This is a genomic window from Bradyrhizobium sp. Pha-3 (assembly GCF_042258615.1).
Lineage (GTDB): Bacteria > Pseudomonadota > Alphaproteobacteria > Rhizobiales > Xanthobacteraceae > Bradyrhizobium.
In genome coordinates this window covers 620,831-646,270 of the sequence record NZ_CP170152.1, presented here as the reverse complement: position 1 = coordinate 646,270, position 25,440 = coordinate 620,831, and the positions used below count along the sequence as shown (strand labels likewise).

Genomic DNA, 25,440 nt, shown 5'->3' with positions numbered 1-25,440 from the left:
TGATCTAACCTATCATGCGCTGCGGCAGCCAGGTCGCGAGCAGCGGGAACAGGATCAGGATCACCAGCCGGATCAGATCGGTGATCACGAACGGCAGCACGCCGACGAAGATCGTAGACATGTTGACGTCCTTGATCACGCTTTTGATCACGAACACGTTCATGCCGACCGGCGGATGGATCAGCCCGAGCTCCACCGTCATGACGATGATGATGCCGAACCAGATCGGATCGAAGCCGAGCGCGGTCACCACCGGGAACACGATCGGCACGGTGAGGATCACCATCGCCATCGCGTCCATCAGGCAGCCGAGCACCAGATACATCATCAGGATCAGCGCCAGCACGCCATAGGGGCCGATGCCGAGCCCGGTGAGGAATTCAGTGACGTTCTGCGGCGTCTGGGTGATGGTCAGGAAATAGCCGAAGCACAGCGCGCCGATCAGCACCGTGAACACCGCTGCGGCGGTGCGCGTCGCCTGCAGCAGCGATTGCAGGATGCCGTCCTTGGTCAGCTTGCCCCGGAGGATGCCGATGATGAAGGCACCGACCGCGCCGACCGCGCCCGCTTCGGTGGGAACGAAGAAGCCGCCATAGAGGCCGCCGATCACGAACAGGAACAGCAGCAGCGGCGACCAGACGTCGCGCATCGCAAGCATACGCTCGTGCCACGACGCCTTCTTGCCTGCCGGCAGGAACCCCGGCCGCGTGACGCCGATGATACCGATCGTGATCATGTGCATCAGGATCGCGAGCAGGCCCGGCACCACGCCCGCGATGAACAGCTTGCCGATATCCTGCTGGGTGATGATGCCGTACACCGCGAGCACCGTGGATGGCGGCAGCATCGCCCCGAGCGTGCCGCCCACCGCGATCACCCCGGTGGAGAAGGATTGCGGATAGCCAAAGCGGCGCATCTCGGGATAGGCCACCGCCGAGAAGGTCGCGGCGGTCGCGACCGACGAGCCCGAGATCGCGGCAAAGCCGCCGCAGGCGGCGATGGTCGCAATGCCGAGCCCGCCCTTCCAATGGCCGACAAAGGTGTTGGCGGCGCGGAACAGCTCGCGGCTGATGCCCGAGACGGACACGAAGGCGCCCATTAGCAGGAACATCGGGATCACGCCGAAGGAATAATCCGTCACCGTGCGCATCGTGGTCTGGCCGACCAGTTTCAGCGCCGGCGCGAAGCCGGTGAGATAGCCGAAGCCGGTGATGCCGACGAGGCCCATCGCCATGCCGACGGGCACGCGCAACAGCATCAGCGCGAACAGGCAGACGAAGCCGATGACGGCGACGGCCTCGGGGCTCAAATCGAGACTCATGGCCGTCTACTCCGCGGTCTTGATCTTGGCATCATGGATATCTTCCGGATGGAAGATCAGGCGGTAGGTCCGGATCGCAATCAGCAGCACCGCGGAGACATCGCCGATCCACGACACCAGGAAGAACGGCCAGACCGGCACGCCGAGATCCATGGTGACGATGTGGCTGTTCCTGGTGTCGATCACCTTGTCGACCAGCGTATAGGTCTGCACGCTCACTACGAACAGCAGCACCAGCGTCGCGAAGATGTCGATCCAGCGCTGATGGCGCGGCGAGGCATTGGCCCAGACCAGATCGACCGTGATGTGGGTGCCGCGATAGCTCGTCGCCGCGATGCCCCAGAAGATCAGGATGCCGAGCAGGAACTGGCCGAAATTGTAGTAGTCGGGGATCGTCACCGCGAAGAACTTGCGCATGAACACCGCGGTGAAGGTGTTGAGCGCGACGACGCCGACGAAGAAGGCCGCCACCCATTCGATCGAATCGATGAAGCGATCCATGAAATTCTTGCGCACCGGATCGGGTGGACCGGTGATCGCGCCGTCCTGGGAAACTTCGGAATTGGCAGCCATTGTTGAAATCTACCCCGCGTCATGGCCGGGCTCGACCCGGCCATCCACGACTTCATTTCGATCGGGCGGTAAGGGCGTGGATGCCCGGGTCAAGCCCGGGCATGACGGCCTCATTTACCTCGGCGGTTCGGCTAGATCCCCGCCTCGTACTTCTTCAGCGTGGCCTGCAGATCGGCCTCGATCTTCTCCGCGTCGCCGCCGGCCTTCTTCACCGCCTCGGCCCAGCTGTCGCGCAGCGGCTTGACCGCCTTCTTCCACTCGGCGAGCTGATCCGCCGTCAGCGGATAGACCTCGTGACCTTGCAGCGCCTTCATCTTGGTGCGGCCATTGGCTTCGAAATCGGTCCAGGGATCGGTGACCTTGGAGGCCCATTCCGGCGTGCAATGATCGTCGATCACCTTCTTCTGGGCATCCGACATCGCATTATATTTGGCGAGGTTGATATTGTAGGTGAACACCGTCGTGTAGAGCGGCACATCCATGTGATACTTCACCACCTTGTCGATGCCGAACAGGAAGATCGAGCCCCAGGGGAAGGTGATCTCGTCGGCGACGCCGCGCTCGATCGCATCGCGCGATTCCGGGGCAGAGGCCTGCACATTGGTGCCGCCGAACATCTTCACCATCTCGCCGATGGTGCTCTGCGCGGGCCGCACCTTCACGCCGGAGAGGTCGCTCGGCAGCAGGATCTTCTTCTTGCCGTGCAGCGCGCCCGGATCATGGATGAAGGCGAAGCAGAGCTTGGTGTCCTTCATCTCGGTCGGCGCGTATTTGTGGTACCACTCGTTCAGCGCCAGCGTGCCCTTCTTGCCGTCCGAGAACACGAACGGAAGCTGGCCCGCGGCCGCGATCGGGAAACGGCCGGGCTGATAGCCGGGATTGACATAGGTGACGTCGGCGATGCCGTCGCGCGCCATGTCGTAATGGTCGAACGCCTTGCCGAGCTGCTCGGACGGAAACACGGTGACCTTGATGGTGCCGCCCGATGCCTTCTCGATGTCGGCGGCCCAGGCCTGCGTCGCCGGCACCAGCGGATGCGCCGGCGGCACCCAGAGCGACACCTTGAGATTGACGGTCTTGTCCTGCGCCTGCGAAGGACCTGCGGCTGGCACGACGGCGGCGGCTGCCGTCAGCAGCGCCAACAAACTCTTCCTCATCACCTCTCCTCCTCTCCAGGACGGGCTTCGTGCCCGGTCTCATTACTTAACATGTTATCTAATTCGCGCAGATATTCAAGCCGAAATCCGCAGGGACGACGCCTCGTCGCACCCGCCCCTCCGGCATCTTGCGCTGCGGCGAACGCTGGTCCCGCGCAAATCCGCCTTGCCAAAACTGTTATATGATATAGTTGCCTTGGCAAGTTGATGACGACCGCCCGGCGCAAGCGCCCGGCTGGAAGCCTATCCGATCGGGAGGAGCAGGTGTTGCGGACAAAAGTAGCAATCATTGGCGCAGGTCCGGCCGGACTGTTGCTTGGGCAACTACTTCATACTTTCGGCGTAGACAACGTCATTCTCGAGCGCCAGACGCCGGATTACGTGCTGGGGCGGATCCGCGCCGGCCTGCTCGAGGAAGGCACCGTGTCGCTGCTCGACAGCGTCGGCGCGGGCGCCCGGCTGCACCAGGAAGGCCTGGTTCATCACGGCGTCGAGCTGGCGTTCGGCGGCGCGCGGCACCGCATCGACATGCATGCGGCGACCGGCAAGACCGTGACCATCTACGGCCAGACCGAGGTCACGCTCGATCTGATGAACGCGCGCAAGGCGGCCGGCCTCACCACGGTCTACTCCGCCGCCGACGTCAAGCCGCACGATTTCGACACCGACCATCCGCGTGTCAGCTACGTCAAGGACGGCGTCACCCACGAAATCGCCTGCGATTTCATCGCCGGCTGCGACGGCTTCCACGGGATCAGCCGCGCCAGCGTGCCGGCGTCGGCGATCACCAGCTATGAACGGGTGTATCCGTTCGGCTGGCTCGGCATCCTCTCGGAGACGCCGCCGGTCTCGCCGGAGCTGATCTACAACAACCACGCGCGCGGTTTTGCGCTTTGCACGATGCGCTCGACCCATCGCAGCCGCTATTACGTGCAGTGCCCGCTCGACGATCATGTCGATCAATGGTCGGACGAGCGGTTCTGGGACGAGTTGAAGCGGCGCCTCGACCAGAAGGCGGCCGACGAGATCGTCACCGGCCCGTCGATCGAAAAGAGCATCGCGCCGCTGCGCAGCTTCGTCGCCGAACCGATGCGGTTCGGCCGGATGTTCCTCGCGGGCGACGCCTCGCATATCGTGCCGCCGACCGGCGCCAAGGGGCTGAACCTTGCCGCCAGCGACGTGCATTATCTGTCGCAGGCGCTGCGCGAATTTTATGACGAGAAATCCTCGGCCGGCCTCGACGGCTATTCGGCCACGGCGCTGGCGCGGGTCTGGAAGGCGGTGCGCTTCTCCTGGTGGATGACCTCGATGCTGCACAAATTCCCCGACGAGGGTGAATTCGCCGCGCGGATCCAGATCGCCGAGCTCGACTACCTCGTCAGCTCGAAGGCGGCGTCGACCTCGCTGTCGGAGAACTATGTGGGGCTGCCGTTCTAGACAGCTTGCAGGATAGTTGATCCGTCATCCTGAGGAGCGGCCTCTTGGCCGCGTCTCGAAGGATGCACGGCCACTAGCGGGGCCGTCGACCCTTCGAGACGGCCGCTCCGCGGCCTCCTCAGGGTGACGGAATTAGAGATCGCGCTTGCATCAGGCGCGGCTGACGTTCAGCTTCTGCATCATACGACGCCGGAGCACCCGCCATGCTCACCCTCTATTTCGCACCGGGCGCCAGCTCGATGGCGGTGCATATCGCCCTGAACGAGATCGGCGCGGGCTTCGCGGCCCATCCGATGTCGTTCAAGCGCAACGACATGCGTGCGCCCGACTATCTCGCGCTGAATCCGGAAGGCAAGGTCCCGACGCTGGTGATCGACGGCCGGCCGCTGACCGAGGTCGCGGCGATCCTGTTCTATCTCGCCCGGCGCTATCCTGAAGCCGAGTTGCTGCCGCGCGACGACATCGAGGCCGAGGCGCAGGCGCTGTCGTGGATGTCCTTCATCGCCTCGACGCTGCATCCTGCAAGGGCGCGCGGGCTCGACCACGCGAAGGCGGTCTGGGCCATCGCCGACCGCCGGCTCGGTCACGGCTGGGCGATCGGCAGCTACTCGATCGCCGACATCCATCTGTTCCGGCTGTACTGGCGGCTCGCCAATTCGCTCAAGCTGCCGCCGGAGACGTTCCCCAACCTCACGGCGCATTACGAGAAGATGATGGCGCGGCCGGCGGTGCAGAAAACGATCGAGATCGAGAGCGAAGTCGGCTACGAATTGCCGGCGTGATCGGGCGGCACATCGGCGCTTTCAAACATCTGCGCAAATCCCGTTTAAAACTTTGTAGGCGGTGAAACCGCGATCGACATCGCGTTCAATGGCGTCAACGCAACGCCATGCACGAGATTCAGATGACCACCGATACGCAAGTCGCCCCCGACATTCCTCAAGACGTCCCCGAAGGCTTCGAGCCGCTGTTCCGCAAGAGCCCGCTCACCGAGCCCTGGGAGCCGCTTTACCAGAAGAAAACCGAGCGGTCCGTCATCATCGGCCTGCGGCTGGCGCGGCCGCACACCAACGGCCGCGGCCTGATCCACGGCGGGCTGATCGCAGCCCTTTCCGACAACGCGATGGGCTATAGCTGCGGCCAGGCGACCGGCTGGACGACCTCGTATTTGACGATCTCGCTCACGGTCGATTTCGTCGGGTCGGCGAATGTCGGGCAGTGGCTCGCAATCGAGAGCGATGTGATCAAGACCGGCAGCACGATCTGCTTCGCCCAGAGCCTGATCAAGGCCGACGGCGTGACGATCGCGCGCGCCAGCGGCACGTTCCGCGTGGTGCCGAAGAAGGCGCGCGTGACCTGAGGTTCTCCCCAAGCGGATCACACGCCGGCGGCCGACAAATGCGTCGAAATCTGCCAATATCCGCGGACTGCCTGCGGCGCGCTGCGGTAAACAGAAGAGCAAATTCCGCAACATCTCTCCACGTCTTCGCCACACCGCCACGGCCGGGCGCGGGTAGGATCAATCGCATTCCGATTCGGAGATTGGCCCAATGTCCTGGAAATTGCCTTGGAAACCGTCCTGGAAACTGTCCTGGAAATTTTGGATCGTGCGAGGCAGCATCGCGGCGTGCTTCGCACTGATGACCTCAATTTCGTCGTATGCGGCGACAAGTCTGGACAACCTGGCGGGCGGATGGTCCGGATCCGGTTCGATGAAGCCCTCGAACGGGGACTGGGAGAAGGTCCGCTGCAAGGTCGCCTACAACGTCACAAAGCCAGGCAAGTCGATCAGCCTGGATCTCCGATGCGCAAGCGATGCCTACAAGATGTCGTTGTCCGCAAACATCAACCAGAACGACACGCAGCTTTCCGGCAACTGGTTCGAGAGCGAGTACCGGCAGGGTGGCAAGATCACCGGGACCAATTCCAACGGACTGATCGAGGCGCGCATCGAGGGCGAGACCGTTGCCGCACTGGTGACGATCCGAACCAAGGGCGACCACCAGTCGTTCGTGATGGAAGCGCCCGGCTCCTGGCTGTCGCAGGTCACCATCGAGCTGAACAAGGACGCCAGATGACGGGCCGCCTGAGCTAGCTAGCCGAAGTGCCAGTCGGTGGTCTCGGTGACGAGATCGATGAAGGTCCGCACCTTGGCCGACAACAGTCGGGATGTCGGGTAGACGACATGGATCGGCACCGGCGGCTGCTCGAATTCGGCGAGCACGATCCTGAGCCGCCGCGCTTTGAGCGATTCGGCGGCCTGGTAGGCCATCACCCGCGTCAGCCCGCCGTCCTGCTCGGCGTATTGAATGGCAGCGTCCGAACTGTTGCTGGTGAAGCGTGGCGTCGGCATGATGCGGATCTCCTGGCCGTCCTCCATGAAGCGCCAATCCGGCGTCGCGGTCATCGCGCCGAACTGGATAGTGTCATGGGCGGTGAGGTCCGCCGGCCGCTTCGGCTCGCCGCGAAGCTTGAGATAGCCGGCCGAGGCCACCACGATCCGGCGCATCTGGCCGACATGGCGCGCCACCAGCGTCGAATCCGGCAGGTGCCCGAGCCTGACCGCGAGGTCGACGCCGTCCTCGACGAGGTTGATCCGGCGATCCGACAGCCGCAGGTCGACGCCGACGTCCGGATAACGCTTCAGGTAGGCGGTCACGACCGGGCTGACATGCAGCCGCCCGAAGCCGAACGGCGCCGAGATCACCAGCCGGCCTTCGGGGCGGGTGCGCTCGCTCTCGACCGCGTCCTCGGCCTCCTCGACGTCGGCAAGGATCCGCCGCGCCCGCTCCAGATAGCGCGAGCCGGCGTCGGTCAGCGTCACCTGCCGCGTGGTCCGCTGCAGCAGCCGCGCGCCGAGCCGCTCCTCCAGCGCCGCGATCAGCCGTGTGATGGCGGATGGCGACAGGCCGAGCTTGCGGGCTGCGGGGGCAAACCCCTCAAGGTCCGCCACCGCGACGAAGGCCTGCATGGCGTCGATCCGGTCCATGGCACTATTGCATAATCGGCAACAGTGAAGTGTCAATGCACCAGATTGCCTACGATCCGGAAATACCCATCTTAGGGCGCGAGGACGGCCGCTTTGTCGCCCGTGGCGGGAGGCTGAGATGTCAGAGGTTCGCAGCTATTCGAGCGATGTCGGGTTCACCCCGGCGGTGAAGGAAATCCAGACCCGCAAGGGTTCGCGCGCGACTTATGCCGATGTCGAGGCCCACGGCGGCTGGCAAACCGAGGTGGACGAGAACCTCGCCGCCTTTCTCGCCAACACCAACAGCTTCTATCTCGCGACCGCCTCGGCCGGCGGTCAGCCCTATATCCAGCATCGCGGCGGACCGAAGGGCTTCATCAAGGTGCTCGACAGGCACACCATCGCGTTCGCCGATTACAGCGGCAACCGGCAGTTCATCACCCAGGGCAATCTCTCGGAGAACCCGAAGGCGTATATCTTCGTGATGAATTACGCCCACCGGCAGCGGGTGAAGATCTGGGGCGAGGCGCGGGTGGTGGAAGACGATCCGGCGCTGACGCGTTCGCTGATGCCGCAGGGCTATCGTGCGCGGCCCGAGCAGGTGATCCTGTTCAAGGTCGCGGCGTGGGACACCAACTGCCCGCAGCACATTCCGCAGAAATTCGATGCGACCGATGTGGCGAGCGCGCTTGCCTCACGCGACCAGCGCATCGCCGAGCTCGAGGCGGAGCTCGCCGCACTGAAGGGCGAGCCCGCTCCCGTCGTAGCGGGCTAAGCCGCCGCTTGCTGCTGCAACGGCGCCCAGGCGAACTCCGGATAATATTGCTGCATCATCCGGCCGACATAGGCGGTGAGATTGTCGAATTTCTCGGTGCGCTCGCGCAGCGGCGAATCGAAGAACGGCGTCAGGATTCCCGCCAGCGCGCCGAACGCGGTGGCGTCGGTGCCGCACGGCGCATTGCCCATCAGGTACGGCTTGTCGCCGAGTTGCACCGACAGCGCAAACAGCGATCGAATCGCGAGATCGACGTCCTCGTCGGGGCCGTGGCGGCCAAGCCCGCTCAACAGATAGTTCTCGGCGACGCGGAACTGGGCATCCTCGCGCATCTTGTCGCGCATGTGATCGGGCGCGCCGTCGAAGAAATGCGCGGGCCCCTTGGCGAAATTGGTGTCGTCGACCCAGCGCGCGCCGACCAGCGCCCAGTAGACGTGATGCTCGATCATGCGCTCGAAGGCCCAGGCCTGCGCGCGCGCCTGCAGGCTCAGCGGCGCATCGAAATCGAAGCCGTATTTTCCCTCGATATGGGCGCGGATGAAGGTCGAATCGGCGATCGTCTCACCGTCATCGGCAATGAAAGGCAGCTGGCCCTTGGGAGAGGCCGGCGGCATCGCTTTTTCCTTAATGTAGTCGAGCCCGGCCATCTTGAGCTGGACCTCGGTCTTGGTCACGAATGGACTGATTTCCGGCAAGCCGAAGCCCGTGCCAAAGCCAAAAAGCGTAATCATATGAAGCTCCCGATCGCCTGTGGTCGTGAATTGAAGCTAGCCGTCCCCTGCTGCCAGCATGGTGTCAGCAGTAGTGGCATTCACTGTCGAGCGGGCCGACGGGCGCGAGGCGGCGAACCGCCTCGCGAACGCGCTTGACCAGCCGTGCCCGCCCGTAGGACCAGGCTGCGCTGATGGACTGTGCGACCAGCGCAACCAGGGCCCAGCGCAGGTCGCCGGAGGTGGAGTAGACCGTGACCAGTTGTTCCAGCGCGAAGCTCTGCGCCTGCCGGAAACCGAGTTCATCAAGATTCGTCATGGACAAATTCCCTTCACTTGAGGTGTTGTCCTGATATAGCCCCCACCTGCTGCCAACATGCTGTCAGCAGCAGTGACAGGGGGCGCGAAAAGCCGACGCGCCGAGCGCCTGCGAGACCCGTCAAGACACTCGTCAAGACAGCTGCCAAGACACGTGCCAAGAGAGCGACCAAGAGAATTGCCATGAGACGCGCCGACCGGCTGTTTCAGATCATCCAGGTGCTCCGCCGCACCCGTAAGCCTTTGACCGCGGATGCGATCGCAGCCGAACTCGAGACATCGAAGCGGACCATCTATCGCGACATCGCCAGCCTGATCGAGCAGCGGGTGCCGATCCGCGGCGAGGCCGGCATGGGCTACATCCTGGAGAAGGGCTTTGACCTGCCGCCCTTGATGCTGACACCCGACGAGATCGAGGCCTGCGTGCTCGGCGCGCAATGGGTGGTCGGTCACGCCGATCCGGCGCTGGCGCGCGCGGCCGAGGACCTGATGGCCAAGATCGCCGAAACCGTGCCCGACCGCCTGCGGCCGTTCGTGCTGGAGCCGGCAAGCCGCGCCCGCTCCGCCTGGAACCGGGAGCCGGACCGCATCGACATGGTCAGGACCCGCAGCCAGATCCACGAGGGCAAGAAGATCACGCTCAACTATCGCGACGAGCATGGCCGCGACTCAGAGCGCACGATCTGGCCGATCGCGGTCGGCTATCACGAGGCGGTGCGGCTGCTCGCCGCCTGGTGCGAGCTGCGCAAGGATTTCCGCAGCTTCCGCACCGACCGCGTGGTCACCGCTGTTTATCACGACGAGAAGTATCCGGAACGGCGCGACCTGCTCAGGGCGCGCTGGCGGCGTAGCCTGGTGTGGGAAGCACCGAGGGACACCTGATGACCGGCAACGCGATCGACGCGGCGGACGCGAGCCCCTGCCAGTCCTGCGGCGCCTGCTGCAGCTATTCGGAGAACTGGCCGCGCTTCACCGTGGAGGACGACGCGCAGCTCGATCTGATCCCGCCGCAATTCGTCAACGCGCGACAGTCGGGGATGCGCTGCGAGGGCGACCGCTGCTCGGCGCTGTCAGGCCGGGTCGGCGAGGCAACGCGCTGCGAGGTCTATGCGGTGCGGCCGGAGGTGTGCCGAACCTGTCTGCCGGGCGACGCGGAATGCGCGATGGCGCGGCGCCGCCACGGGCTGCCGCTCATCCCGAGCGCGCAGCCGGATTGAGCCCGGCCTTCTTATTTGCGCATGATCTTTGCGGAAAACCGGTTTCCACTTTTCCGGATCATGCTTAAGCCGTCACAGTCACCGTCTCGCTGACGTCCTCGTCGTCGAGCTCGTCATCGACAACAGGCGCGAAGCTCGACAGCGGCTTGGTCGACAGCGTGATCGGCTTGCGGCCCCCATGCGACACGGTCGCAACGCGAGCCGGCTCGCGCGACAACGCGTAGAGCGTCGACCCGACACGGCCGCCCCAATTGGCCAGCTCCCACTCGCTGCAGCTCGATGCAATCGCGAGTGCGAGTGCATGCAGATGGCTGCGGCGATAGCAGAACAGCGCGAGCATCGCCCTGACGTCGGGCGCGACATTGGCAACCAGCAGCGAAAGCCCGTTCGGATTGGCGCGGTACATCTGGCCGAGCAGGTCGTCCGCAACTGGGCAGGCATCGTTCTCGAACGCGTCGCGGCTTGAAAACATTTGCAAATCCCCCTCGATCGGGAAGATGCCGCGCAATCCTCTAACGAAAGGTTAACCACGGCCTCCGGTCGCCTCCGGGGACCCTTGCCCGTTGCACGCGAATCACATCCGCCCGCGGCAAGCCGCAGGGTCCTGGTCAGGGACGGGATGTGGAAAGAGACGTCCGCGAGCCGCTCAGTTCGCGGCCATGTAGATCGACAGCGCGAATCCGGTGAGATGGTGCAGCGCCTGATCGACCCCGATCAGGGTCCAGAACCAGGGATGGCCGGACTCCAGCGTCACGCCGAAATGCGAGGCGCAGATGCCCTTGCAGCGATCGACGATGATGTGGATCACGAAGTCGACGAAGGCGACGTACCAGAACCGCGGTGCCACCACCAGGATCAGCGCCAGCGCGACCGCGAGATGGACCAGGCAATGCGCGAGCAACGGCATGGCCCAGCCGGTCCTCTGGTCCTTGCCGATCGCCATCCAGGCGTTCTGCAGCATGAAGTCAGCGATGATGTGCTTTGCGGTGAGAAGCAACATCCATCCCACGAGGGCACCAACCGACACCGACGATGACATGGAAGGAAACAACAAGCTGACGCCCTTTTACTTCGATGAATGTGATTGCAAGAAATCCGGGTCAGGCCGTCAGCGCGATCCGCAAAGCGAAGCTTGTCTCATTTATGACATCTCCGGCGGCGGAATGCACCTGCGGCCCCTCGAAAATCACATCTGGGTTCGGGCGTCGATAGTGGCGATGGTCATGTGGCATCGCGGCGCAGGCGAACCGGGATTAAGGTTACGGCGGGTGGCCGGTTTGCATTCCCACCGGGGAGGTATATCGTCGGCGGCATAGGAAATTTTCTTTCTTTTATAGTCATTTACGGATTCACCGGGCAGCGCTGCGCCGTTGCGGCAACGACCGTCCCGGACGGGTGACGAGCCAGGTGATCAGCCATGAGTGCCGGAGCGCCCGCGCCTTCGCCAGTGCTGCCGCGGCCACGCCCTCCGGTCGCCAAGAGCAACCGCGCGCAGATCATCATCTTCACCATGCTGACGCTGTTCCTGAGCGCGATCACCGTGGTCGGCGGCCGGGTCTGGCTACGCAACTCGGAAACGTTGGTGTTTGCGGTCGGCGATTCCAACGGCCCGGAGGCCAGGTTCGCCGCCCGCCTCGCCACCGTGCTGAAGACCAATTCGTCGCGGTTGCGGCTGAAGATCGCGCCGAACCCCGACAACGCCAAGGCGCTGGTGCAGTTCGATCGCCGCGCCGCGACGCTTGCGATCCTGCGCACCGATGCAAGGGTGCCGCCGCGCGCCCGCGCCATCGCAATCCTCGAGCATGACGTGGTGCTGGTGCTGAGCCCCGGCGGCAGGAAGATCAAATCGCTCACCGAGCTCAAGAAGAAGCGGATCGCTGTGGTCGGCGACGGCGAGAACAGCGTCAATTTCGTCCGCAGCGCGCTGCAGATTTCCGACAGCCCGGATGCCGCGCAGCGGGTGCAGCAGGCGCCGCCGAACACACCATTCGACAAGCTGTTCGCTTCGGGCTTCGCCGCCGTGGTCGCAATCGAGCATGCCTCGAAGATCATGAAGGACAAGACCTACGAGCAATATGCCAAGCGCGCCGGCGGCTTCACCTTGAACGCGATCGACGCCGCCAAGGCGCTGGCGCGCAAATATCCGGCGATCACGGAGGAGACGGTCTCGACCGGCATGCTGTCGTCCTCGCCGGCGATCCCCGACGACGACGTCGACACCATCGGACTGGAATGGCTGCTGGTGGCGCAATCCTGGCTACCCACGACGACGGCGGCCGAGCTTGCGCGCATCGTCTATGAGAACAAGTCCGAGCTCGCACTCGACGACGGCTTCGCCTCCAGGATCGAGCCGGCGGCGACCGACAAGGACGCCTTCATCGTCGCCCATCAGGGCGCGGCCGAATATATCAACGACGATACCAAATCGTTCATGGATCGCTACAGCGACGTGATGTATCTCGGCGCCGCCGCGCTCAGCATCATCGGCTCGATCTTCGCTGCGATCTACACCAAGATCACCCGCGTCGCGCCGGAGAAGGCCAGCGAACTGGCGGGCCGGATCCTCGACATCGGCGAGCGCGTCGAGCACACCACCTGCGCCGAACATCTCGATGAATTGCAGGACGAGCTCGAGGCGATCCTGCGCGGCGCGGTGATCGGCCTGCGCGACGGCACCGTCTCCGGCGACGGGATGGACACGTTCAAGCTCGGCTATGAGCTGGTCCGCGACGAGATCGCGCTGCGCCGCGACCATCTCAAGCGCCACCCGCCGGCAGTCGATGACAATCTCGTGGTGGTGAAGACCGCGAACGGGTGAGGCGGGCGGGCGGCTGCGCCGCAAATATAGCTGTCGTCCCGGCGAAAGCCGGCCCCATAACCACAGGGTTGTGTTGTTGAAGCAAGCTGCGGCCCCAGCGTTGCGAAAACAAATTGCATTTGGGGTAATGGGTCCTGGCTTTCGCCAGGACGACACCGCCTATGTTGGATGGCCGATGAATCACGCTTCCACATTCTCGCGACGTGAATCGTCCGAGGCGTGACGCTCATCCTCTTTCGAACATCCCGCTCGAATGCAGCTTGGCTACCGCAACTACTGCTGCCGACCGCTTTCGGCCTTGTTGGCGGCCTTCAATTTTTCCCGGATGTAGTCGGCGATATCGCCGACCTCGTCCCGCATGGCCTGTTCCGTGATGCCCTGCCCTTCGGCGCCGGCAATGAGGCGCCGCACCAATTCCTCGACGTCCTGCGACGCGCCCGGCGTTCTAAACTGCTCGGCTGCGTGAACGCTATTCTCCACCCAGAAGTCGATATATTCGCGCGCTGTTTCGGTCATGTGCCCTTACCTGATCCAGCCTTACGCCCGGTGACCAGCGGCCTTCAATGTATTTCCGTCGAACAGGCGCCAACAGGGCGTCATCCTTCGGAATAACCTAGGTTATTCCGCCGGTTGTTCCTCCGATCAGCGCAAATAAAAGACTGGCGTTCCTATGTCGGATGTCCGACACTAGCACATCACCGCACCGCCCATGGCTACTATCGGTGATGAGAACGCCGGTTGCGCTCCCGCCCCACTCGAACAGGGAGCAGCGCCGTGCAGCAACGACGCCGTGTCAATCAAACCCAATCACTCGAAGACCGACTTGCTCAGGAAGCCGAACGGCTGCGCGCCGAAGCTCGCAGAATGCCTCCGTGCGTCGAACGCGAGCAATTGGTCCGCAGGGCTCGACAGGCAGAGACCGCCGCACACGTGTCGGACTGGCTACAATCGCCAGGACTGCGAACGCCCGACTGATGGCCGATTCCGAGCCAGTCTACCGGGTGTACGTGATCGGTGACGATGGCGGCATTCAAGCGCGCTTCGATATTGACAGCGTGAACGACGCCGATGCCAAAGCGTACGCGGAGTTGCTGATGGCGGGTCGTCCTGTCGAACTCTGGTGCGGCACACGCAAGGTTGCGACGCTGGAGCCTCAAGGGAATCCGCAACGGCGTCAGCTAGAGTTCTGATCGGGCCGACAAGGTCGCATAGCATTCACATGCCATGCTCTCCAACAGCTTGCGGTCCTGAATTTTTATTGATCCGCGGGAATACTCGATCGCGCCCAAGGCCTGCACCTTCCTTGCGACTTCGGTCACGGATGTCCGACGCACCCCGAGCATTTCGGCCAGAAATTGCTGCGTGAGATTGATCGGATCACTTCCCGCCCGGTCGGCCGTGTGAAGGAGCCATCGGCAAAACCGCGCCTCGATGACATGCACGGCGTTACAGGCCGCCGTTATTCTCGTTTGAGACAACAGCACCTCATTGCTGCTCATGCAGAGATCGCGGAGGACGTCGCTTCGCGCCGTTGCCCTTCGAAAACGGCTCGCCGCGATTTTCGAGACCTCGGCCCGGAGCTGTACCACGACGCGGACTTCCGAGATGTAGAGACCGAGGCCCGCCATCGCGCCCACGGCACCTTCGCGACCCACCATTGCCGTTTCGATCGCTCTGCCGTCCTTCAAGACGGCGAGCAGCGAGAGCATCCCGCTATGCGGGAAATAGACGAATTCAGTCTCGTCGCCGGCTTCGCTGAGGATGATGCCCTGTTCCAGATGCTCAGTCGTCATGTGAGGCGAGAGCAAATTGAATTGGTCACGCCCCAACGCCGACAGCAAGCCGTTGGTTCGTCCGGTCGAGGCCTTTGACTGTGGCACCGCGGTATCCCGCCCGGTCGGTCGGGCCGATCTCCGCACGGTTGCGAGCACGCTCCGAGAGCACGTGCCAGGCGGGAACATCCCATTTGATAGACTCGAACCGGTGCTGTCGGTCCGATATCCGTCTTAGTGCGCTTTGCCCAAATGACATGCGAACGGAAGGACATCACCGTCGCAGGCGGTTTCGGCGGCGACAACCCCACGCTTGCCTTCGGTTACACGACGCTATCCACGACTTTATATGCACGGTATCCGACATTGGAGCGGCTCGCCTGTGCTTCCGCGCGCTGGCGTTACTGCGGATATTCCGCAGAGATGATCAGCCGGAAGATCACCTTTGCCCCTGCGTCCGTGACTTCCAGGCTCCAGTCGTGTCCCGGCTTCAGCCTACCGTCCATGTCCTCGAGCATCTTGCCCGCCATAACCGTGGCTTCTTTCCACGCGGCATGGTTGTCGCGCAGGTGTTCGCCCCGGTCATCACGAGAAGGACCATCGTGATGGATGTGAAAGAAGTACTGCGGCATTGGTGGCCTGTGGGTTGAACGATCGAGGCCCCATTGGGGTACGATGAGCCGGGAGCCTCGACCGACCAATGCCGCTCATCCGATGAGAGTGCGACGTTAGCCAACATTCCCCGCAGCGGTTTCGTTCCTATTCGCCCACGCCTTTCTTGACCGGCTCCGGGTCGTCGGACCATTGCCGAACCGGGGCCCTTTTCGATCAGCGACCATTGAAGACGACGCATCCCGGGCGCGCTTCGCCGTCGGAGTTTTTGCACAGCCCTCGGGTGGCGGCCCGATCACCCGGCCACGGCGTCGGTCGTTCCGGCGGCATCGAGCTGCCGTCCCTCATGATCCATGTGCAGGTAATTCGGGTTGAAGAGGCCTGCGCGCATCAGGCGGTCGAGATTAGGGACGGCCAGGGTCTTTCCCCTGAGCACGACCAGGCCATCGGCGCGCAGCTCCTGCAGGGTCCGGTTGACGTGAACCTTGGAGAGCCCCGTGGCGTCGGCGAGGTCGCCCTGGGTCAGCGGGAAGTCGCAGCTGTTGCCATGGGTCAGGCCGGCGAGGCGCAGGCGAAGCCAGATCTCGCAGAGCAGATGGGCGATCCGCTCCAGCGCCGTGCGCTGGCCAAGGCTCATGGTCCATTCGCGCTGGATCGCAGCATTGACCAAGGTTTCCCACCAGAACGCAGTGACGATGCGCGGATGTTCGGCAGCGACCTTGTCGAAGAAATCGCGGGAGAGGTCGGCGATCGACACCGCGGTGATGGTGCCGATCGAATGATCCATCTCGCGCAGGATGAAGACGTTCACGTCGCAGATATCGCCGGGCAGGAAGAACGACACCACCTGGCGCCGGCCGTCCTCGAGCTGCTTGTAGCGGTAGGCCCAGCCGGACAGGATCAGGTGGACGTCCTTCGGCTTCTCGCCTTCGCGGACGATGTCGACGCGCGGCCCGAAGTGACGAACGCGTTCGGTCGACGCGCGATTGAGAATAGCGTGGTCTACGGGCGAAAGCCGTACGAACTGCTCCAATTTCCGGACTAGCGACGCCAACGACATTGGTCTCCCCGGATATCTCATCGAGTAACCGCCGGGCCGATTTCAATTACCTATGTTACATTGCACAGCTATTGACGTATGTTCACTAGTGTACAGACGCCAGAAGCCGTAACGGCTACGTCCTCAGGCGCCGTACGACTTAGCCACGAAGGCCCGCGCCCCTTTAGCGCGGACCTCCGGGATTCGTCGTCGCTCAGACGAGCGGCACGCCGTAGTAATCATCCACCGCGCGTGTGCGGCCGGTATCGGCCCAATTCCAGTCTCGATCGCTGCCGTATTTGGGCGCGCCGCGCAGCTGACTCTCGGTCACGCCGGTGATGTAGCCGCCGAGCCTTGTGTCGTATTTGAGCGACTGCCAGGGCAGCGGGTAATGGTCATTGCCAAGCCCGAGGATGCCGCCGAAGCCGAGCACCGCGTAGGACACCCGTCCGCTCTTCTTGTCGATCATCACGCGTTCGATCGAGCCGATCTTGCGCTCGTCCGATCCATAGACCGCGGTACCCTCGACCTTGTCGCTGCCGATCAGGTTTCCGACCTCTTTCTCGTCCATTGCCATGTCAATTCTCCATTGATGTCCGAAAGCCAACGGCGGAGCCGGACCGTCGTTCCTGCCGGATTGCCGCAGTTGCTGCACGGCAGAACGCTCGTTCAGCCTGTTGGAGGATCGCCGCGATCGTCTGACGTCATGCCGGAGCCCGGCGTCTTGTCGGGGTCGTTCAGTTTCGGATCACGCGTCGCTTCGCGCGTCGGCGGCTTTCGGAGATCGGTCTTGTGAGCGCTCCGCGCGCGCTCCTTGTCCGCCGGCTGCTCCTGACCCTTGTCGTCCTTGACGATGCCGTGATTGGAATGTGCCATGACCAAACTCCCTGGCTGATTTCCTTGAAGGCATGCGGGCCCCGGCGATGAAATTCGCCGAGGCCCGTCACCGGAGTGGTCCACCGCTTTTCGGGGAGCAAGCAGCGGACGCATCGGTGTTACGCGGTGCACCCGCGATCGTTCCTGCGGTCCCGGCGACGATTTCGTTGAACCCGATGTCATGGGTTAACGACGGCATCCGGGGAACATGGCTAGAGTTGCTGTATCCAGTTCGGGGACGACATGATCAAGAAGAAACGCAACAGGTCGAGGCCGTCCGGGTCATTCGAGGACCGCCTGCAAAGATTCGCCGAAGATTCGCGCGAAGCAGCACGCAAGCTGCCGCCAGGACGGGAGCGCGAAACGCTGATGAAGAAAGCCAGGCAGACCGAAGCGGTGGTGGAAGTCAGCGAATGCCTGACGCTCCGCAAATAGCCGCTCCGGACACCGGTCCAAGGGAGGGCCGCGATGATCGAGGAGAAATTCGACTCACGTACCCTCGCCGCCATGAATTTTGCGCTCGATCGCGTCTGCGCCGATGCGCTGCACGGCGAGGAACACGACACCCGCAAGCGCGTTGCCCGCTACATCATCAAATGCGCCAGGAGCGGCAGGACGACGCTGCCCGAGCTCACCGAAGCCGGACGGCAGGCGCTGGCCAAAGTCGCCGCCGCGGCGGAATAGCCGCTGCAACCTGCCCTGCTCTCGGCCTACGGCAGAGGCAGTTACGCATGCGCATTGCAATCAGCATCGGCCTGCTGGTCATCCTGGCCGCCGTCGGCGCCTACGCATTCGAAGGCCTGATCGTGCCCGATGCACCGGTGCCGACCTATGGCATCGTCATGTTCACGATCGGGATCACCCTGCTGGTCGCGGTCGGCGCCGGGTTGATGGGCCTACTGTTCTATTCCAGCCGCCGCGGCTACGACGAGCCGCCGCTTATCAAGCGGTAGTTGGCTTCAGCAGAGCCGCGAGTACCCGTTCAGACCCGTCATCCTGAGGAGCGCGAAGCGCGTCTCGAAGGATGCACGGCCACAGTGGGGCCGTCGACCCTTCGAGACGCGCGCGAGGGCGCGCTCCTCAGGATGACGGTGATGGTTTCGCCGGCACCCGCGCGCGAATCTCTGCGATCTTTCGCTTCAGCGCGGCCTGCCGCGGATCGGGCATGGTGGCGGCGCGGGCTTCGGTAATGGCGGCGGCAAGATCGGGAAGCGCGAGCACGCCGTCGAACGTCGGCTTGACCAGTCCGTCGATGATCACGTGCCAGTCCGCGATGCCCTGGCGATAGGGATCGCCGTAGCCCTGGATCATGGTCGCGGTCTGCACGACCACCGGGGCCGCACGCGGCTGCTTGGTCAGGCTGCGGTCGATCATGTGCAGCCAGCGCTCGACCCAGACACGCTCCTTGGCGTAACGCCCCGAGAACAGCCGCCAGCGCTTCAGGCCGGCCTCGATCCTGAGCCGGCGAACGCTGAAGCGATTGTTGGCGCTGAAGCGGATCGAGACCCGGCGGCGGCGCCAGCCGAGCCGGTCGAGCACGGCAAGCACCGGATCGGCGACCATCTCCGGCAGGGCGTCGATCAACTCGTCGAGCCGGAGTTTCTTGACGTCGTCGGCCGAGCGCGCCGCAAGGCCGCCCGCCGCGTTGACTTCGCCGAGCTTGAGCTGCGCGATGCGGATCGCATCCTCATAGGCCATGCGCTCCGCCATCAGCCGCGCGATCTCGGCAAGCAGGCCATCGTCGACGCCGCGGCGGCCGACGAAGCGCTTGAGCCGGTCGATATAGAGCTGGGCGTACCTCGTGCTCTGATAGGCGATCAACAGATCGATGGCGTCGGTGACCGCCGGTCCGAGGTGATCCGGGCAGGCGTCCGGCAGCACCGGCGGCCCCTCGTCCTCATCGCCGATGATATCGGCAAACAGGTAACGAAGCGAAGCCAGCAGGCTGTCGTCATCCGGCACTGCGGCGCCTCCAGGACTCGTCGAGGGGCTCATGCAGATTTTGGCTCCGCGACCTGTGGGGTGGCGTGCTGCGCGAGCCGCTGCTCGAGCGTCGAGATATTCTCGAACAGGCGGGCGCTGAACAGACGCAGCAGGTAGAAGCCGAACGCCGGGTTCTGCACGTAGAGCTGCTCGACCTGGTCATAGGTCACCGACAGCACCATGCCGGTTTCGACGCACTCCAGCGTCTGGGTGCGCGTGTTCGACGGCGACAGCATGCCGAACTCGCCGACCAGCGCGCCGACCGGCAGCTCGATGCCCGATTCGACCAGCCGAAAGCGGCCGCTGACAATGTAGAACATGCTGTCGGCCTTCTCGTCCTTGTAGAATAGGACTTCGCCCGCGGTGCATTTGCGCTCCGTGGTGAACGGCCTGAGCCAGTCCATCGACAGATCGCTGTTGACCGATCTCTTCACGCTGCGAACCAGCTGCAGCATCTGGTGCAGCCGATAGGTGTTCACCGGCAGCAGCACGGCATGCAGGATCAGCGTCGCGTAATTATGGGTCGGGACGGCGGTCGCGATCAGGATGATGTTGGTCAGGATGGCGAAGACCCGCAACGGGATCATGGTCCGCATCGACAGCGTGGCAACCACGAAGATCGATGCGAAGAAACTGCCGGCGGCGCCGGCGTGCTCCGCGAGATGTGAGGTATCCATCGGAAACCAACCAATTTCTCAAGAAGTGAACAAGATCGCCTTATTAGTCGCTTCATTCCGGCCGAGGTCGCATCGGCGACCAGCATCCCTGATATACGGTGAAAAAGCGACGATTTGTCTGATTTCTCACATTCGCGGGCGCAAAAACGGGCCAACATGGTTAGGCCATTCGTCCAACATTTAGGACTTTCGCCGCGATCATCCCACCACCGCCTGCGCGTTGACGGCCTCAACCGGGAGAGGCACGTTGTGATACAGGCTCCGCCATTCGCGGGGCCTCAATTCCAGCAGTTCAGCGACAGGCAAGCTCCGTTCCGATGTCCAAGCCGCTCGTCCTTCCGGCCTTGACGCGCCTCGTTTCCGCCACCGCCGGCCGCAACATGACCACGGCAGCCTATGTCGCGGTCACGGTCGGTGTCGCCATGATGACGCTGCTGACGGTCGCGCCGGCCTATGACGCGGTGCCGCACTGGGTCGATGCGCTGCTGTGGGCCAGCCTTGCCTATTTCGTGTTCGAATGGCTGGTGCGGCTGCGCCATATGCGGCGGCAGGACAAGCTCTGGTTCTACGCGCTGTCCAGCGCCGGCATCGTCGATGCGATCGGCGCGCTGGCGGTGCCGCTGGCGCTGCTTGCCGGCATCGAGCCGAAAACCGCATGGCTGCTCGGCGTGCTCTGGGTGCTCAAGGTGGTGCCGGGCATTCCCGGCCTGCGCCAGCTTCGGCGCGTGCTCGTGGTGGAATCCGGCCCGCTGCTCAGCGTGCTGGTGATCTTCCTGATGGTGGTGTTCCTCGCCTCGGTCGCCGAATATTTCCTGGAGCGGGACGTCCAGCCGCAGACCTTCGGCAGCGTGCCGGCGGCGCTGTGGTGGGCGGTGGTGACGCTGACCACGACAGGCTATGGCGACGTGGTGCCGATCACCCCGCTCGGCCGCATCGTCGCCGCCATGGTGATGATCTCGGGCCTCGGCGTGTTCGGACTGTGGACCGGTATTTTGGCGACCGGCTTTGCCGCGGAAACCCGTCGCGACAATTTTCTGAGAACCTGGGAGACCGTCAGCAAGGTGCCGTTCTTCGCGCATCTCGGCCCGGCCGCGATCGCCGACGTCACCCAGGTGCTGCGGACCATGGACCTGCCGCCGCGCACCATGATCATCCGCAAGGACACCAATGGCGACTGCATGTATTTCGTCGCCGCCGGCGAGGTGGAGGTCGACCTGCCCGGACGCAAGGTGAAGCTCGGCGAAGGCGCGTTCTTCGGCGAGATGGCGCTGCTCGGCAACGCCAAGCGCGGCGCCAGCGTCTCGACCAGCAAGGTGACCCGGCTGTTGGTGCTTGACCTCGTCGATTTCCGCCTGTTGATGGCAAGGCATCCCGATCTCGCCGAAACCATCGACGCCGAGGCGAAGCGGCGCGAACGTGAGAACCAATGATGGAGACCAAGATGGCCGACGCGGCCGACACCGCCAGTGGACCCGTGCTCGAAATCGCGGGCGCCCGCGCCACGATCCGCCTCAACCGGCCGAAGCACCTCAACCGCCTGCAGGCCGAGGATCTCGGCGAGCTGGTCAGGCTGTTCGACCGGATCGAGGCCGATCCCGCGATTCGCGTGCTGGTGCTGACCGGAACCGGTCGCGCGTTCTCCGCCGGCTATGATCTCAACTCGGTCGCCGAGCGCGCGGTGAGCGCCAATGAGCAGCAGAGCGCGGGCTCGGCATTCGAGGTGGTGGTCAACCGGCTCGAGGATCTCAGCGTGCCGACGATCTGCCGGCTCAATGGCGGCGTCTACGGCGGCTCGACCGACCTCGCGCTCGCCTGCGACTTCCGCATCGGCGTCGATACCGCGGAGATGTTCATGCCGGCGGCGCGGCTCGGGCTGCACTATTACAAGAGCGGCATCCAGCGCTACGTCACGCGGCTCGGCGTCGACAACGCCAGGATGCTGTTCCTGACCGCGCAGAAGATCACGGCGCCGGAGATGCTGCGGATCGGCTACCTCACCGCGATGGTGTCGCTCGACCTGCTCGACGAGGAGGTCGACAAGCTCGCCACGATCATGGCCGGCAATGCACCCAAGGCGATGGCCGGCATGAAGCGCGCAATCAACGAATTCGCCCGCGGCGAACTGGATGAGGCCGCCGCCGACCAGCGCCACCGCGACAGCATGCGCGGTGACGAGATCAAGGAAGGCATCAAGGCCTTCGCCGAGAAGCGGGCGCCAAGGTTTTAGTTCGGCGTCTTACACTATCAGCACCGTCACCCTGAGGAGCCGCGGAGCGGCGTCTCGAAGGGTCGACGGCCCGGCCGGTGGCCGTGCATCCTTCGAGACGCGCTACGCGCTCCTCAGGATGACGGATCTGGCAGGGACGTGCGGAAGTCTCCTCTCACCCTCCCCTGGAGGAGGAGGGTCGGCTCACATGGAGCGCAGCGGAATGTGAGACGGGGTGGGGTGATCTCTCAACACGAGCGGTGCCCGAGTGGAGAGATCACCCCACCTCGCCGCTCATTTCATTCGCGTCGATCCTCCCCCTCCAGGGGAGGATAAAAAGCGTCACGCCCGCTTCGACCGCATCGCGCGCGTCTGCGCGATGGCCGGGTCCGCGGCGAGCGCCTGGTAGCGCTTGCTGTCGATGGCGTAGAGCGCGATGCGGCCTTCGGCATCGGCGTGGACGCCCCAGCCGAAGCGTTTTCCGAGCGGCGAGGCGCGCATGCAGGCCTGGCCGCGGGAGAAGAACGTCTCGCGGGCGAGGCTGCGCGCCTTCTTCGCAGCCTTGGCATCGAGCGCGCGGCCGGCCGACGACGTCGCGAACACCACGTCGTCGGACGTGTATTTGTAGGGCGCGCCCGCGATCATCCGGAATTGCAGCACGGCAACCGTGGGCTGGCCGCCACGCAGCTGCGGCTCCTCGCCGCTCTGCGCCGGGCAATCCTCGGCGACGCGGATCAGGGTGTTGAAGCAGTTGGTGCTGTACAGCGGCTTCGCCATCGGCTCGATCCGTATCACACTCCGGCGACCGCTGCATGCTGCGCCGCCATCTCGTCGTCGGCCTTCGAGATCCGGACGAAAGCCGGGCGCGCGGCAATCCGTTCGGCATAGCGGACGAAGACGTCCCTTTTCGGCACGATGCCGAACATCATGGTCCAACTGAGCGCGATGCCCCAGAGGATGTCGGCCGCCGTGATCTCTTCGCCGAGCAGATAGGGCCCCTTTGCCAGCTGCGCCTCGAGCGTGCCCAGCATGGTGTCGTAGTCGGCGTAGGGCGACTGCGTGATCGGCGCCGGCTCGCGCTTCATGAAGTGGTCGATCACGGCCGGCTCGAACGACGCGCCGTAATAGGCGATCCAGCGCAGATACGGGCCGCGGCGCGGGTCGTTCAGCGCGGGCGTCAGGCCCGCCTGCGGAAATAGATCCGCGAGATAGATGAAGATCGCGACCTGCTCGGTGACCAGCGCGTCGCCGTGGCGGATCGCCGGCACCTTGCCGAGCGGATTGATCGCGAGATAGGCGTCCTTGCGCTGCTCGGCCGCCTTCATGTTGAGGACCTGCAGATCATAGGGCGCGCCGAGCTCCTCCAGCAGCACGCGCGCGCCGGTGGCGCGGCTCTGCGGCGAGTAATACAGCGTGACGCGGTCGTTGGGGGCAGCGGTGGTCATCAGCGGATCTCCTTGCGCCGTCAGGGGCATGGCCTCCTTATGTCCGCCTATACCTGACATCTTGTGTCAGGTATGATCGCCCCATGCGCGCGAGTCGGCTGTTTTCCATCCTCACCACCCTGCAGGCGCGGGGACAGGTCACCGCGCCCGAATTGGCCGAAGCCTGCGAGGTCTCGGTGCGTACGATCTATCGCGACATCGATGCGCTCTCGGCCGCCGGCGTCCCCGTCTATGCCGACCGCGGCGCCGAGGGCGGCTATCGCCTGCTCGACGGCTATCGGGTGCGGCTGAACGGGCTGTCGCAGGGCGAGGCCGAGGCGCTGTTCATGGCCGGCCTGCCCGGCCCCGCCGCCGCGCTCGGCCTCGATGCCGCGATGGTCGCGGCGCAGACCAAGCTGATGGCGGCGCTGCCGGAGAAGCTGCGCCCCAATGCACGGGGCATGCAGCAGCGCTTCCATCTCGACGCGCCGGGCTGGTTCGGCGAGACCGAGGAGCCGAAGCATCTGCGCGCCATTGCAGCCTCGGTGCTGCGCGAGACCCTGATCGAGATCCGCTACCAGAGCTGGAAGGCCGAGAAGCGGCGGCGCGTGGCGCCGCTCGGCCTCGTGCTGAAGGGCGGCAGCTGGTATCTCGCCGGCCTCGTCGACGGCAATGTGCGCACCTACCGCGTCGCGCGGGTGCTGGATTGCACGGCGTTGGAGGCGCCGTTCGCGCGGCCGGCGGAGTTCGATCTCGCCGCCTATTGGCGCGCCTCGATCGCGCGGCTCGAGGCCGAGCTGCATCCGAACGAGGCCACGGTGCGGCTGTCGCCGCTCGGGCTGCAACTGTTCGATGCGCTGGCCCACCCTTACGTGAAGGCGCGGATGCGGCTTGCCGATGGCACTGAGCCCGACGGCTGGCGCGTCGCCACCATGCCGGTCGGCAAGACGGTGTGGCACGCCGCCTCGGAGCTGCTGCGGCTCGGCGCCGAGGCCGAGGTGATCGCGCCCGCGGAGCTACGCGCGAAGATGGCCGAGCTGGCGGGCGCGATGGCCGCGCGCTATGCGGACGCCCCGCCGCGCCGCGCTGCCCGCCGTTAGTAACGGCTGTCGGAGCTGATGACGAAGCGGTCGAGAAAATTGACCGGCAGGATTTCGAACCGGTCGAGCGTGAGCGTAATCCCGGTCACGAAGTCGACGCCCTTGATCGTGCCTTCGAGATCGATCCGCCGGCCGCGGCGGAGGCCACGTGTTTCCGGATGTTGCTCGATGTCGATATAGGCATAGATCGGGTTGTCGAGCCGCGAATGGCGATGCCAGCCGCGCTGCAGGAAGCTGAATTGCAGCACGGAGCCCGCGCCCCAGTCGATCGCGTCGAAGAAGCGGGTCTTCCAGGCGACGGGCTGTCCCAGATAATGCGCGGCGATGAACGCGTCGCGCTCAAGCGCAGGCAGACGGTGCAGTTGCCAGCTGATCTCGGCCGGCGTCAGGGAGGCGTTATTCGCCATTGTTGTTCTAGTCGTCGTTTCTTCTTGTCCTCGGCGGGAGGGTGAGCCGA

General features: G+C 64.3%; 34 protein-coding genes. 15 read left to right on the top strand and 19 right to left on the bottom strand.

The window, feature by feature from the left end; genetic code table 11:
• Positions 1-4: 4 nt before the first annotated feature.
• The 3 genes from ACE10Z_RS03025 to ACE10Z_RS03015 all read right to left on the bottom strand — a co-directional run bounded on the left by ACE10Z_RS03025 (position 5) and on the right by ACE10Z_RS03015 (position 3,051).
• A complete protein-coding gene (locus ACE10Z_RS03025) occupies positions 5-1,309 on the bottom strand; it encodes a TRAP transporter large permease (protein WP_375790090.1) in 1,305 nt (434 codons plus the stop codon).
• An 18-nt stretch (positions 1,310-1,327) separates the two neighbouring features.
• Positions 1,328-1,837 (bottom strand): TRAP transporter small permease, encoded by a 510-nt coding sequence (locus ACE10Z_RS03020; RefSeq protein ID WP_375790089.1) that lies wholly within the window; start codon positions 1,835-1,837, stop codon positions 1,328-1,330.
• 188 nt (positions 1,838-2,025) lie between these two features.
• Complete coding sequence (locus ACE10Z_RS03015) at positions 2,026-3,051, bottom strand: TRAP transporter substrate-binding protein (protein ID WP_375786614.1); 1,026 nt, start codon at positions 3,049-3,051, stop codon at positions 2,026-2,028.
• A 267-nt stretch (positions 3,052-3,318) separates the two neighbouring features.
• Here ACE10Z_RS03015 and pobA point away from each other — a divergent pair, with 267 nt between their 5' ends.
• The 4 genes from pobA (at position 3,319) to ACE10Z_RS02995 (ending at position 6,566) form a co-directional block, all read left to right on the top strand.
• On the top strand, positions 3,319-4,488 hold the full coding sequence (pobA, locus tag ACE10Z_RS03010; protein ID WP_375790088.1) for a 4-hydroxybenzoate 3-monooxygenase: 1,170 nt from the start codon (positions 3,319-3,321) through the stop codon (positions 4,486-4,488).
• 203 nt (positions 4,489-4,691) lie between these two features.
• Positions 4,692-5,270 (top strand): glutathione S-transferase family protein, encoded by a 579-nt coding sequence (locus tag ACE10Z_RS03005; RefSeq protein WP_375786613.1) that lies wholly within the window; start codon positions 4,692-4,694, stop codon positions 5,268-5,270.
• Between the two features lie 122 nt (positions 5,271-5,392).
• Positions 5,393-5,848 (top strand): PaaI family thioesterase, encoded by a 456-nt coding sequence (locus ACE10Z_RS03000; protein WP_375786612.1) that lies wholly within the window; start codon positions 5,393-5,395, stop codon positions 5,846-5,848.
• 352 nt (positions 5,849-6,200) lie between these two features.
• Positions 6,201-6,566, top strand: a complete 366-nt coding sequence (locus tag ACE10Z_RS02995; protein WP_375786611.1) for a hypothetical protein — start codon at positions 6,201-6,203, stop codon at positions 6,564-6,566.
• A 17-nt stretch (positions 6,567-6,583) separates the two neighbouring features.
• Here the strand turns inward: ACE10Z_RS02995 and ACE10Z_RS02990 are convergent, their stop codons facing one another.
• Positions 6,584-7,477 carry a LysR family transcriptional regulator gene (locus tag ACE10Z_RS02990; protein ID WP_375786610.1) on the bottom strand — a complete coding sequence of 298 codons (894 nt, stop codon included), beginning with the start codon at positions 7,475-7,477 and terminating at the stop codon, positions 6,584-6,586.
• A 118-nt stretch (positions 7,478-7,595) separates the two neighbouring features.
• Between ACE10Z_RS02990 and ACE10Z_RS02985 the strand changes: the two genes are divergently transcribed.
• Entirely contained in the window at positions 7,596-8,231 is a 636-nt protein-coding gene (locus ACE10Z_RS02985; RefSeq protein WP_375786609.1) for a pyridoxamine 5'-phosphate oxidase family protein, read from the top strand.
• On the opposite strand, the gene ACE10Z_RS02980 is transcribed toward ACE10Z_RS02985, so the two are convergent.
• Positions 8,228-8,962 carry a glutathione S-transferase family protein gene (locus ACE10Z_RS02980; protein WP_375786608.1) on the bottom strand — a complete coding sequence of 245 codons (735 nt, stop codon included), beginning with the start codon at positions 8,960-8,962 and terminating at the stop codon, positions 8,228-8,230. The genes ACE10Z_RS02985 and ACE10Z_RS02980 overlap by 4 nt on opposite strands.
• Positions 8,963-9,026: 64 nt before the next feature.
• Complete coding sequence (locus ACE10Z_RS02975) at positions 9,027-9,260, bottom strand: hypothetical protein (protein WP_097677111.1); 234 nt, start codon at positions 9,258-9,260, stop codon at positions 9,027-9,029.
• Positions 9,261-9,442: 182 nt separating this feature from the next.
• Between ACE10Z_RS02975 and ACE10Z_RS02970 the strand changes: the two genes are divergently transcribed.
• Both ACE10Z_RS02970 and ACE10Z_RS02965 read left to right on the top strand, forming a co-directional pair.
• The gene (locus ACE10Z_RS02970) at positions 9,443-10,141 is read left to right on the top strand and encodes a YafY family protein (protein WP_028336549.1); all 699 of its coding nucleotides are present in this window, start codon (positions 9,443-9,445) and stop codon (positions 10,139-10,141) included.
• Positions 10,141-10,476, top strand: coding sequence for a YkgJ family cysteine cluster protein (locus tag ACE10Z_RS02965; protein WP_375786607.1), 336 nt, complete (start codon positions 10,141-10,143; stop codon positions 10,474-10,476). The genes ACE10Z_RS02970 and ACE10Z_RS02965 overlap by 1 nt, the downstream gene beginning before the upstream one ends.
• 64 nt (positions 10,477-10,540) lie before the next feature.
• On the opposite strand, the gene ACE10Z_RS02960 is transcribed toward ACE10Z_RS02965, so the two are convergent.
• Together ACE10Z_RS02960 and ACE10Z_RS02955 are read right to left on the bottom strand one after the other, a co-directional pair.
• A complete protein-coding gene (locus ACE10Z_RS02960) occupies positions 10,541-10,948 on the bottom strand; it encodes a hypothetical protein (protein ID WP_375786606.1) in 408 nt (135 codons plus the stop codon).
• Positions 10,949-11,122: 174 nt separating this feature from the next.
• Positions 11,123-11,476, bottom strand: coding sequence for a DUF3307 domain-containing protein (locus ACE10Z_RS02955; RefSeq protein ID WP_223965945.1), 354 nt, complete (start codon positions 11,474-11,476; stop codon positions 11,123-11,125).
• Positions 11,477-11,893: 417 nt separating this feature from the next.
• Here ACE10Z_RS02955 and ACE10Z_RS02950 point away from each other — a divergent pair, with 417 nt between their 5' ends.
• Positions 11,894-13,294 (top strand): TAXI family TRAP transporter solute-binding subunit, encoded by a 1,401-nt coding sequence (locus ACE10Z_RS02950; protein WP_375786605.1) that lies wholly within the window; start codon positions 11,894-11,896, stop codon positions 13,292-13,294.
• A 273-nt stretch (positions 13,295-13,567) separates the two neighbouring features.
• On the opposite strand, the gene ACE10Z_RS02945 is transcribed toward ACE10Z_RS02950, so the two are convergent.
• A complete protein-coding gene (locus tag ACE10Z_RS02945; RefSeq protein ID WP_375786604.1) occupies positions 13,568-13,810 on the bottom strand; it encodes a hypothetical protein in 243 nt (80 codons plus the stop codon).
• Between the two features lie 458 nt (positions 13,811-14,268).
• On the opposite strand from ACE10Z_RS02945, the gene ACE10Z_RS02940 reads away from it, so the two are divergent.
• The gene (locus ACE10Z_RS02940; RefSeq protein ID WP_375786603.1) at positions 14,269-14,484 is read left to right on the top strand and encodes a hypothetical protein; all 216 of its coding nucleotides are present in this window, start codon (positions 14,269-14,271) and stop codon (positions 14,482-14,484) included.
• Here the strand turns inward: ACE10Z_RS02940 and ACE10Z_RS02935 are convergent.
• From ACE10Z_RS02935 to ACE10Z_RS02915, 5 genes are all read right to left on the bottom strand, one after another.
• On the bottom strand, positions 14,473-15,174 hold the full coding sequence (locus ACE10Z_RS02935; protein ID WP_375786602.1) for a Crp/Fnr family transcriptional regulator: 702 nt from the start codon (positions 15,172-15,174) through the stop codon (positions 14,473-14,475). The two genes, ACE10Z_RS02940 and ACE10Z_RS02935, sit on opposite strands and share 12 nt — an antisense overlap.
• Positions 15,175-15,467: 293 nt before the next feature.
• Entirely contained in the window at positions 15,468-15,698 is a 231-nt protein-coding gene (locus tag ACE10Z_RS02930) for a DUF6894 family protein (protein ID WP_375786601.1), read from the bottom strand.
• 275 nt (positions 15,699-15,973) lie between these two features.
• The gene (locus ACE10Z_RS02925; RefSeq protein WP_375786600.1) at positions 15,974-16,732 is read right to left on the bottom strand and encodes a Crp/Fnr family transcriptional regulator; all 759 of its coding nucleotides are present in this window, start codon (positions 16,730-16,732) and stop codon (positions 15,974-15,976) included.
• 199 nt (positions 16,733-16,931) lie between these two features.
• Positions 16,932-17,294, bottom strand: a complete 363-nt coding sequence (locus ACE10Z_RS02920) for a PRC-barrel domain-containing protein (RefSeq protein WP_375786599.1) — start codon at positions 17,292-17,294, stop codon at positions 16,932-16,934.
• Positions 17,295-17,386: 92 nt separating this feature from the next.
• Entirely contained in the window at positions 17,387-17,593 is a 207-nt protein-coding gene (locus ACE10Z_RS02915; protein ID WP_375786598.1) for a hypothetical protein, read from the bottom strand.
• A gap of 243 nt (positions 17,594-17,836) precedes the next feature.
• Between ACE10Z_RS02915 and ACE10Z_RS02910 the strand changes: the two genes are divergently transcribed.
• From ACE10Z_RS02910 to ACE10Z_RS02900, 3 genes are read left to right on the top strand one after another with little or no spacing between them, the layout of a single operon-like run.
• On the top strand, positions 17,837-18,028 hold the full coding sequence (locus ACE10Z_RS02910; RefSeq protein ID WP_375786597.1) for a hypothetical protein: 192 nt from the start codon (positions 17,837-17,839) through the stop codon (positions 18,026-18,028).
• A 33-nt stretch (positions 18,029-18,061) separates the two neighbouring features.
• Entirely contained in the window at positions 18,062-18,277 is a 216-nt protein-coding gene (locus tag ACE10Z_RS02905; RefSeq protein WP_375786596.1) for a hypothetical protein, read from the top strand.
• Between the two features lie 47 nt (positions 18,278-18,324).
• Entirely contained in the window at positions 18,325-18,546 is a 222-nt protein-coding gene (locus ACE10Z_RS02900) for a hypothetical protein (RefSeq protein WP_375786595.1), read from the top strand.
• Between the two features lie 127 nt (positions 18,547-18,673).
• Here ACE10Z_RS02900 and ACE10Z_RS02895 read toward each other — a convergent pair whose 3' ends face one another.
• Positions 18,674-19,588, bottom strand: coding sequence for a DUF6537 domain-containing protein (locus ACE10Z_RS02895; protein ID WP_375786594.1), 915 nt, complete (start codon positions 19,586-19,588; stop codon positions 18,674-18,676).
• Positions 19,585-20,253, bottom strand: a complete 669-nt coding sequence (locus ACE10Z_RS02890; protein WP_375786593.1) for a Crp/Fnr family transcriptional regulator — start codon at positions 20,251-20,253, stop codon at positions 19,585-19,587. Before ACE10Z_RS02890 ends, ACE10Z_RS02895 begins: the two co-directional genes overlap by 4 nt.
• 317 nt (positions 20,254-20,570) lie before the next feature.
• Between ACE10Z_RS02890 and ACE10Z_RS02885 the strand changes: the two genes are divergently transcribed.
• Both ACE10Z_RS02885 and ACE10Z_RS02880 read left to right on the top strand, forming a co-directional pair.
• Positions 20,571-21,683, top strand: coding sequence for a cyclic nucleotide-gated ion channel (locus ACE10Z_RS02885; RefSeq protein WP_375786592.1), 1,113 nt, complete (start codon positions 20,571-20,573; stop codon positions 21,681-21,683).
• A gap of 11 nt (positions 21,684-21,694) precedes the next feature.
• The gene (locus ACE10Z_RS02880; RefSeq protein ID WP_375790087.1) at positions 21,695-22,480 is read left to right on the top strand and encodes an enoyl-CoA hydratase/isomerase family protein; all 786 of its coding nucleotides are present in this window, start codon (positions 21,695-21,697) and stop codon (positions 22,478-22,480) included.
• A 321-nt stretch (positions 22,481-22,801) separates the two neighbouring features.
• On the opposite strand, the gene ACE10Z_RS02875 is transcribed toward ACE10Z_RS02880, so the two are convergent.
• Entirely contained in the window at positions 22,802-23,236 is a 435-nt protein-coding gene (locus ACE10Z_RS02875) for a DUF6157 family protein (RefSeq protein ID WP_375786591.1), read from the bottom strand.
• Between the two features lie 14 nt (positions 23,237-23,250).
• Complete coding sequence (locus ACE10Z_RS02870) at positions 23,251-23,904, bottom strand: glutathione S-transferase family protein (RefSeq protein ID WP_375786590.1); 654 nt, start codon at positions 23,902-23,904, stop codon at positions 23,251-23,253.
• An 83-nt stretch (positions 23,905-23,987) separates the two neighbouring features.
• Here ACE10Z_RS02870 and ACE10Z_RS02865 point away from each other — a divergent pair, with 83 nt between their 5' ends.
• Positions 23,988-24,983 carry a helix-turn-helix transcriptional regulator gene (locus tag ACE10Z_RS02865; RefSeq protein ID WP_375786589.1) on the top strand — a complete coding sequence of 332 codons (996 nt, stop codon included), beginning with the start codon at positions 23,988-23,990 and terminating at the stop codon, positions 24,981-24,983.
• Here ACE10Z_RS02865 and ACE10Z_RS02860 read toward each other — a convergent pair.
• Entirely contained in the window at positions 24,980-25,390 is a 411-nt protein-coding gene (locus ACE10Z_RS02860; protein WP_375786588.1) for a hypothetical protein, read from the bottom strand. The two genes, ACE10Z_RS02865 and ACE10Z_RS02860, sit on opposite strands and share 4 nt — an antisense overlap.
• Between the last annotated feature and the right edge of the window lie 50 nt (positions 25,391-25,440).

What these genes read in the sequence shown, in the direction of transcription:
- ACE10Z_RS03015 (WP_375786614.1), bottom strand. Translation starts at nt 3,051, where the DNA reads ATGAGGAAGAGTTTGTTGGCGCTGCTGACGGCAGCCGCCGCCGTCGTG.
- ACE10Z_RS03005 (WP_375786613.1), top strand. Translation starts at nt 4,692, where the DNA reads ATGCTCACCCTCTATTTCGCACCGGGCGCCAGCTCGATGGCGGTGCAT.
- ACE10Z_RS03000 (WP_375786612.1), top strand. Translation starts at nt 5,393, where the DNA reads ATGACCACCGATACGCAAGTCGCCCCCGACATTCCTCAAGACGTCCCC.
- ACE10Z_RS02995 (WP_375786611.1), top strand. Translation starts at nt 6,201, where the DNA reads ATGAAGCCCTCGAACGGGGACTGGGAGAAGGTCCGCTGCAAGGTCGCC.
- ACE10Z_RS02990 (WP_375786610.1), bottom strand. Translation starts at nt 7,477, where the DNA reads ATGGACCGGATCGACGCCATGCAGGCCTTCGTCGCGGTGGCGGACCTT.
- ACE10Z_RS02985 (WP_375786609.1), top strand. Translation starts at nt 7,596, where the DNA reads ATGTCAGAGGTTCGCAGCTATTCGAGCGATGTCGGGTTCACCCCGGCG.
- ACE10Z_RS02980 (WP_375786608.1), bottom strand. Translation starts at nt 8,962, where the DNA reads ATGATTACGCTTTTTGGCTTTGGCACGGGCTTCGGCTTGCCGGAAATC.
- ACE10Z_RS02975 (WP_097677111.1), bottom strand. Translation starts at nt 9,260, where the DNA reads ATGACGAATCTTGATGAACTCGGTTTCCGGCAGGCGCAGAGCTTCGCG.
- ACE10Z_RS02970 (WP_028336549.1), top strand. Translation starts at nt 9,443, where the DNA reads ATGAGACGCGCCGACCGGCTGTTTCAGATCATCCAGGTGCTCCGCCGC.
- ACE10Z_RS02965 (WP_375786607.1), top strand. Translation starts at nt 10,141, where the DNA reads ATGACCGGCAACGCGATCGACGCGGCGGACGCGAGCCCCTGCCAGTCC.
- ACE10Z_RS02960 (WP_375786606.1), bottom strand. Translation starts at nt 10,948, where the DNA reads ATGTTTTCAAGCCGCGACGCGTTCGAGAACGATGCCTGCCCAGTTGCG.
- ACE10Z_RS02955 (WP_223965945.1), bottom strand. Translation starts at nt 11,476, where the DNA reads ATGTTGCTTCTCACCGCAAAGCACATCATCGCTGACTTCATGCTGCAG.
- ACE10Z_RS02950 (WP_375786605.1), top strand. Translation starts at nt 11,894, where the DNA reads ATGAGTGCCGGAGCGCCCGCGCCTTCGCCAGTGCTGCCGCGGCCACGC.
- ACE10Z_RS02945 (WP_375786604.1), bottom strand. Translation starts at nt 13,810, where the DNA reads ATGACCGAAACAGCGCGCGAATATATCGACTTCTGGGTGGAGAATAGC.
- ACE10Z_RS02940 (WP_375786603.1), top strand. Translation starts at nt 14,269, where the DNA reads ATGGCCGATTCCGAGCCAGTCTACCGGGTGTACGTGATCGGTGACGAT.
- ACE10Z_RS02930 (WP_375786601.1), bottom strand. Translation starts at nt 15,698, where the DNA reads ATGCCGCAGTACTTCTTTCACATCCATCACGATGGTCCTTCTCGTGAT.
- ACE10Z_RS02920 (WP_375786599.1), bottom strand. Translation starts at nt 17,294, where the DNA reads ATGGCAATGGACGAGAAAGAGGTCGGAAACCTGATCGGCAGCGACAAG.
- ACE10Z_RS02915 (WP_375786598.1), bottom strand. Translation starts at nt 17,593, where the DNA reads ATGGCACATTCCAATCACGGCATCGTCAAGGACGACAAGGGTCAGGAG.
- ACE10Z_RS02910 (WP_375786597.1), top strand. Translation starts at nt 17,837, where the DNA reads ATGATCAAGAAGAAACGCAACAGGTCGAGGCCGTCCGGGTCATTCGAG.
- ACE10Z_RS02905 (WP_375786596.1), top strand. Translation starts at nt 18,062, where the DNA reads ATGATCGAGGAGAAATTCGACTCACGTACCCTCGCCGCCATGAATTTT.
- ACE10Z_RS02900 (WP_375786595.1), top strand. Translation starts at nt 18,325, where the DNA reads ATGCGCATTGCAATCAGCATCGGCCTGCTGGTCATCCTGGCCGCCGTC.
- ACE10Z_RS02895 (WP_375786594.1), bottom strand. Translation starts at nt 19,588, where the DNA reads ATGAGCCCCTCGACGAGTCCTGGAGGCGCCGCAGTGCCGGATGACGAC.
- ACE10Z_RS02890 (WP_375786593.1), bottom strand. Translation starts at nt 20,253, where the DNA reads ATGGATACCTCACATCTCGCGGAGCACGCCGGCGCCGCCGGCAGTTTC.
- ACE10Z_RS02885 (WP_375786592.1), top strand. Translation starts at nt 20,571, where the DNA reads ATGTCCAAGCCGCTCGTCCTTCCGGCCTTGACGCGCCTCGTTTCCGCC.
- ACE10Z_RS02880 (WP_375790087.1), top strand. Translation starts at nt 21,695, where the DNA reads ATGGCCGACGCGGCCGACACCGCCAGTGGACCCGTGCTCGAAATCGCG.
- ACE10Z_RS02875 (WP_375786591.1), bottom strand. Translation starts at nt 23,236, where the DNA reads ATGGCGAAGCCGCTGTACAGCACCAACTGCTTCAACACCCTGATCCGC.
- ACE10Z_RS02870 (WP_375786590.1), bottom strand. Translation starts at nt 23,904, where the DNA reads ATGACCACCGCTGCCCCCAACGACCGCGTCACGCTGTATTACTCGCCG.
- ACE10Z_RS02865 (WP_375786589.1), top strand. Translation starts at nt 23,988, where the DNA reads ATGCGCGCGAGTCGGCTGTTTTCCATCCTCACCACCCTGCAGGCGCGG.
- ACE10Z_RS02860 (WP_375786588.1), bottom strand. Translation starts at nt 25,390, where the DNA reads ATGGCGAATAACGCCTCCCTGACGCCGGCCGAGATCAGCTGGCAACTG.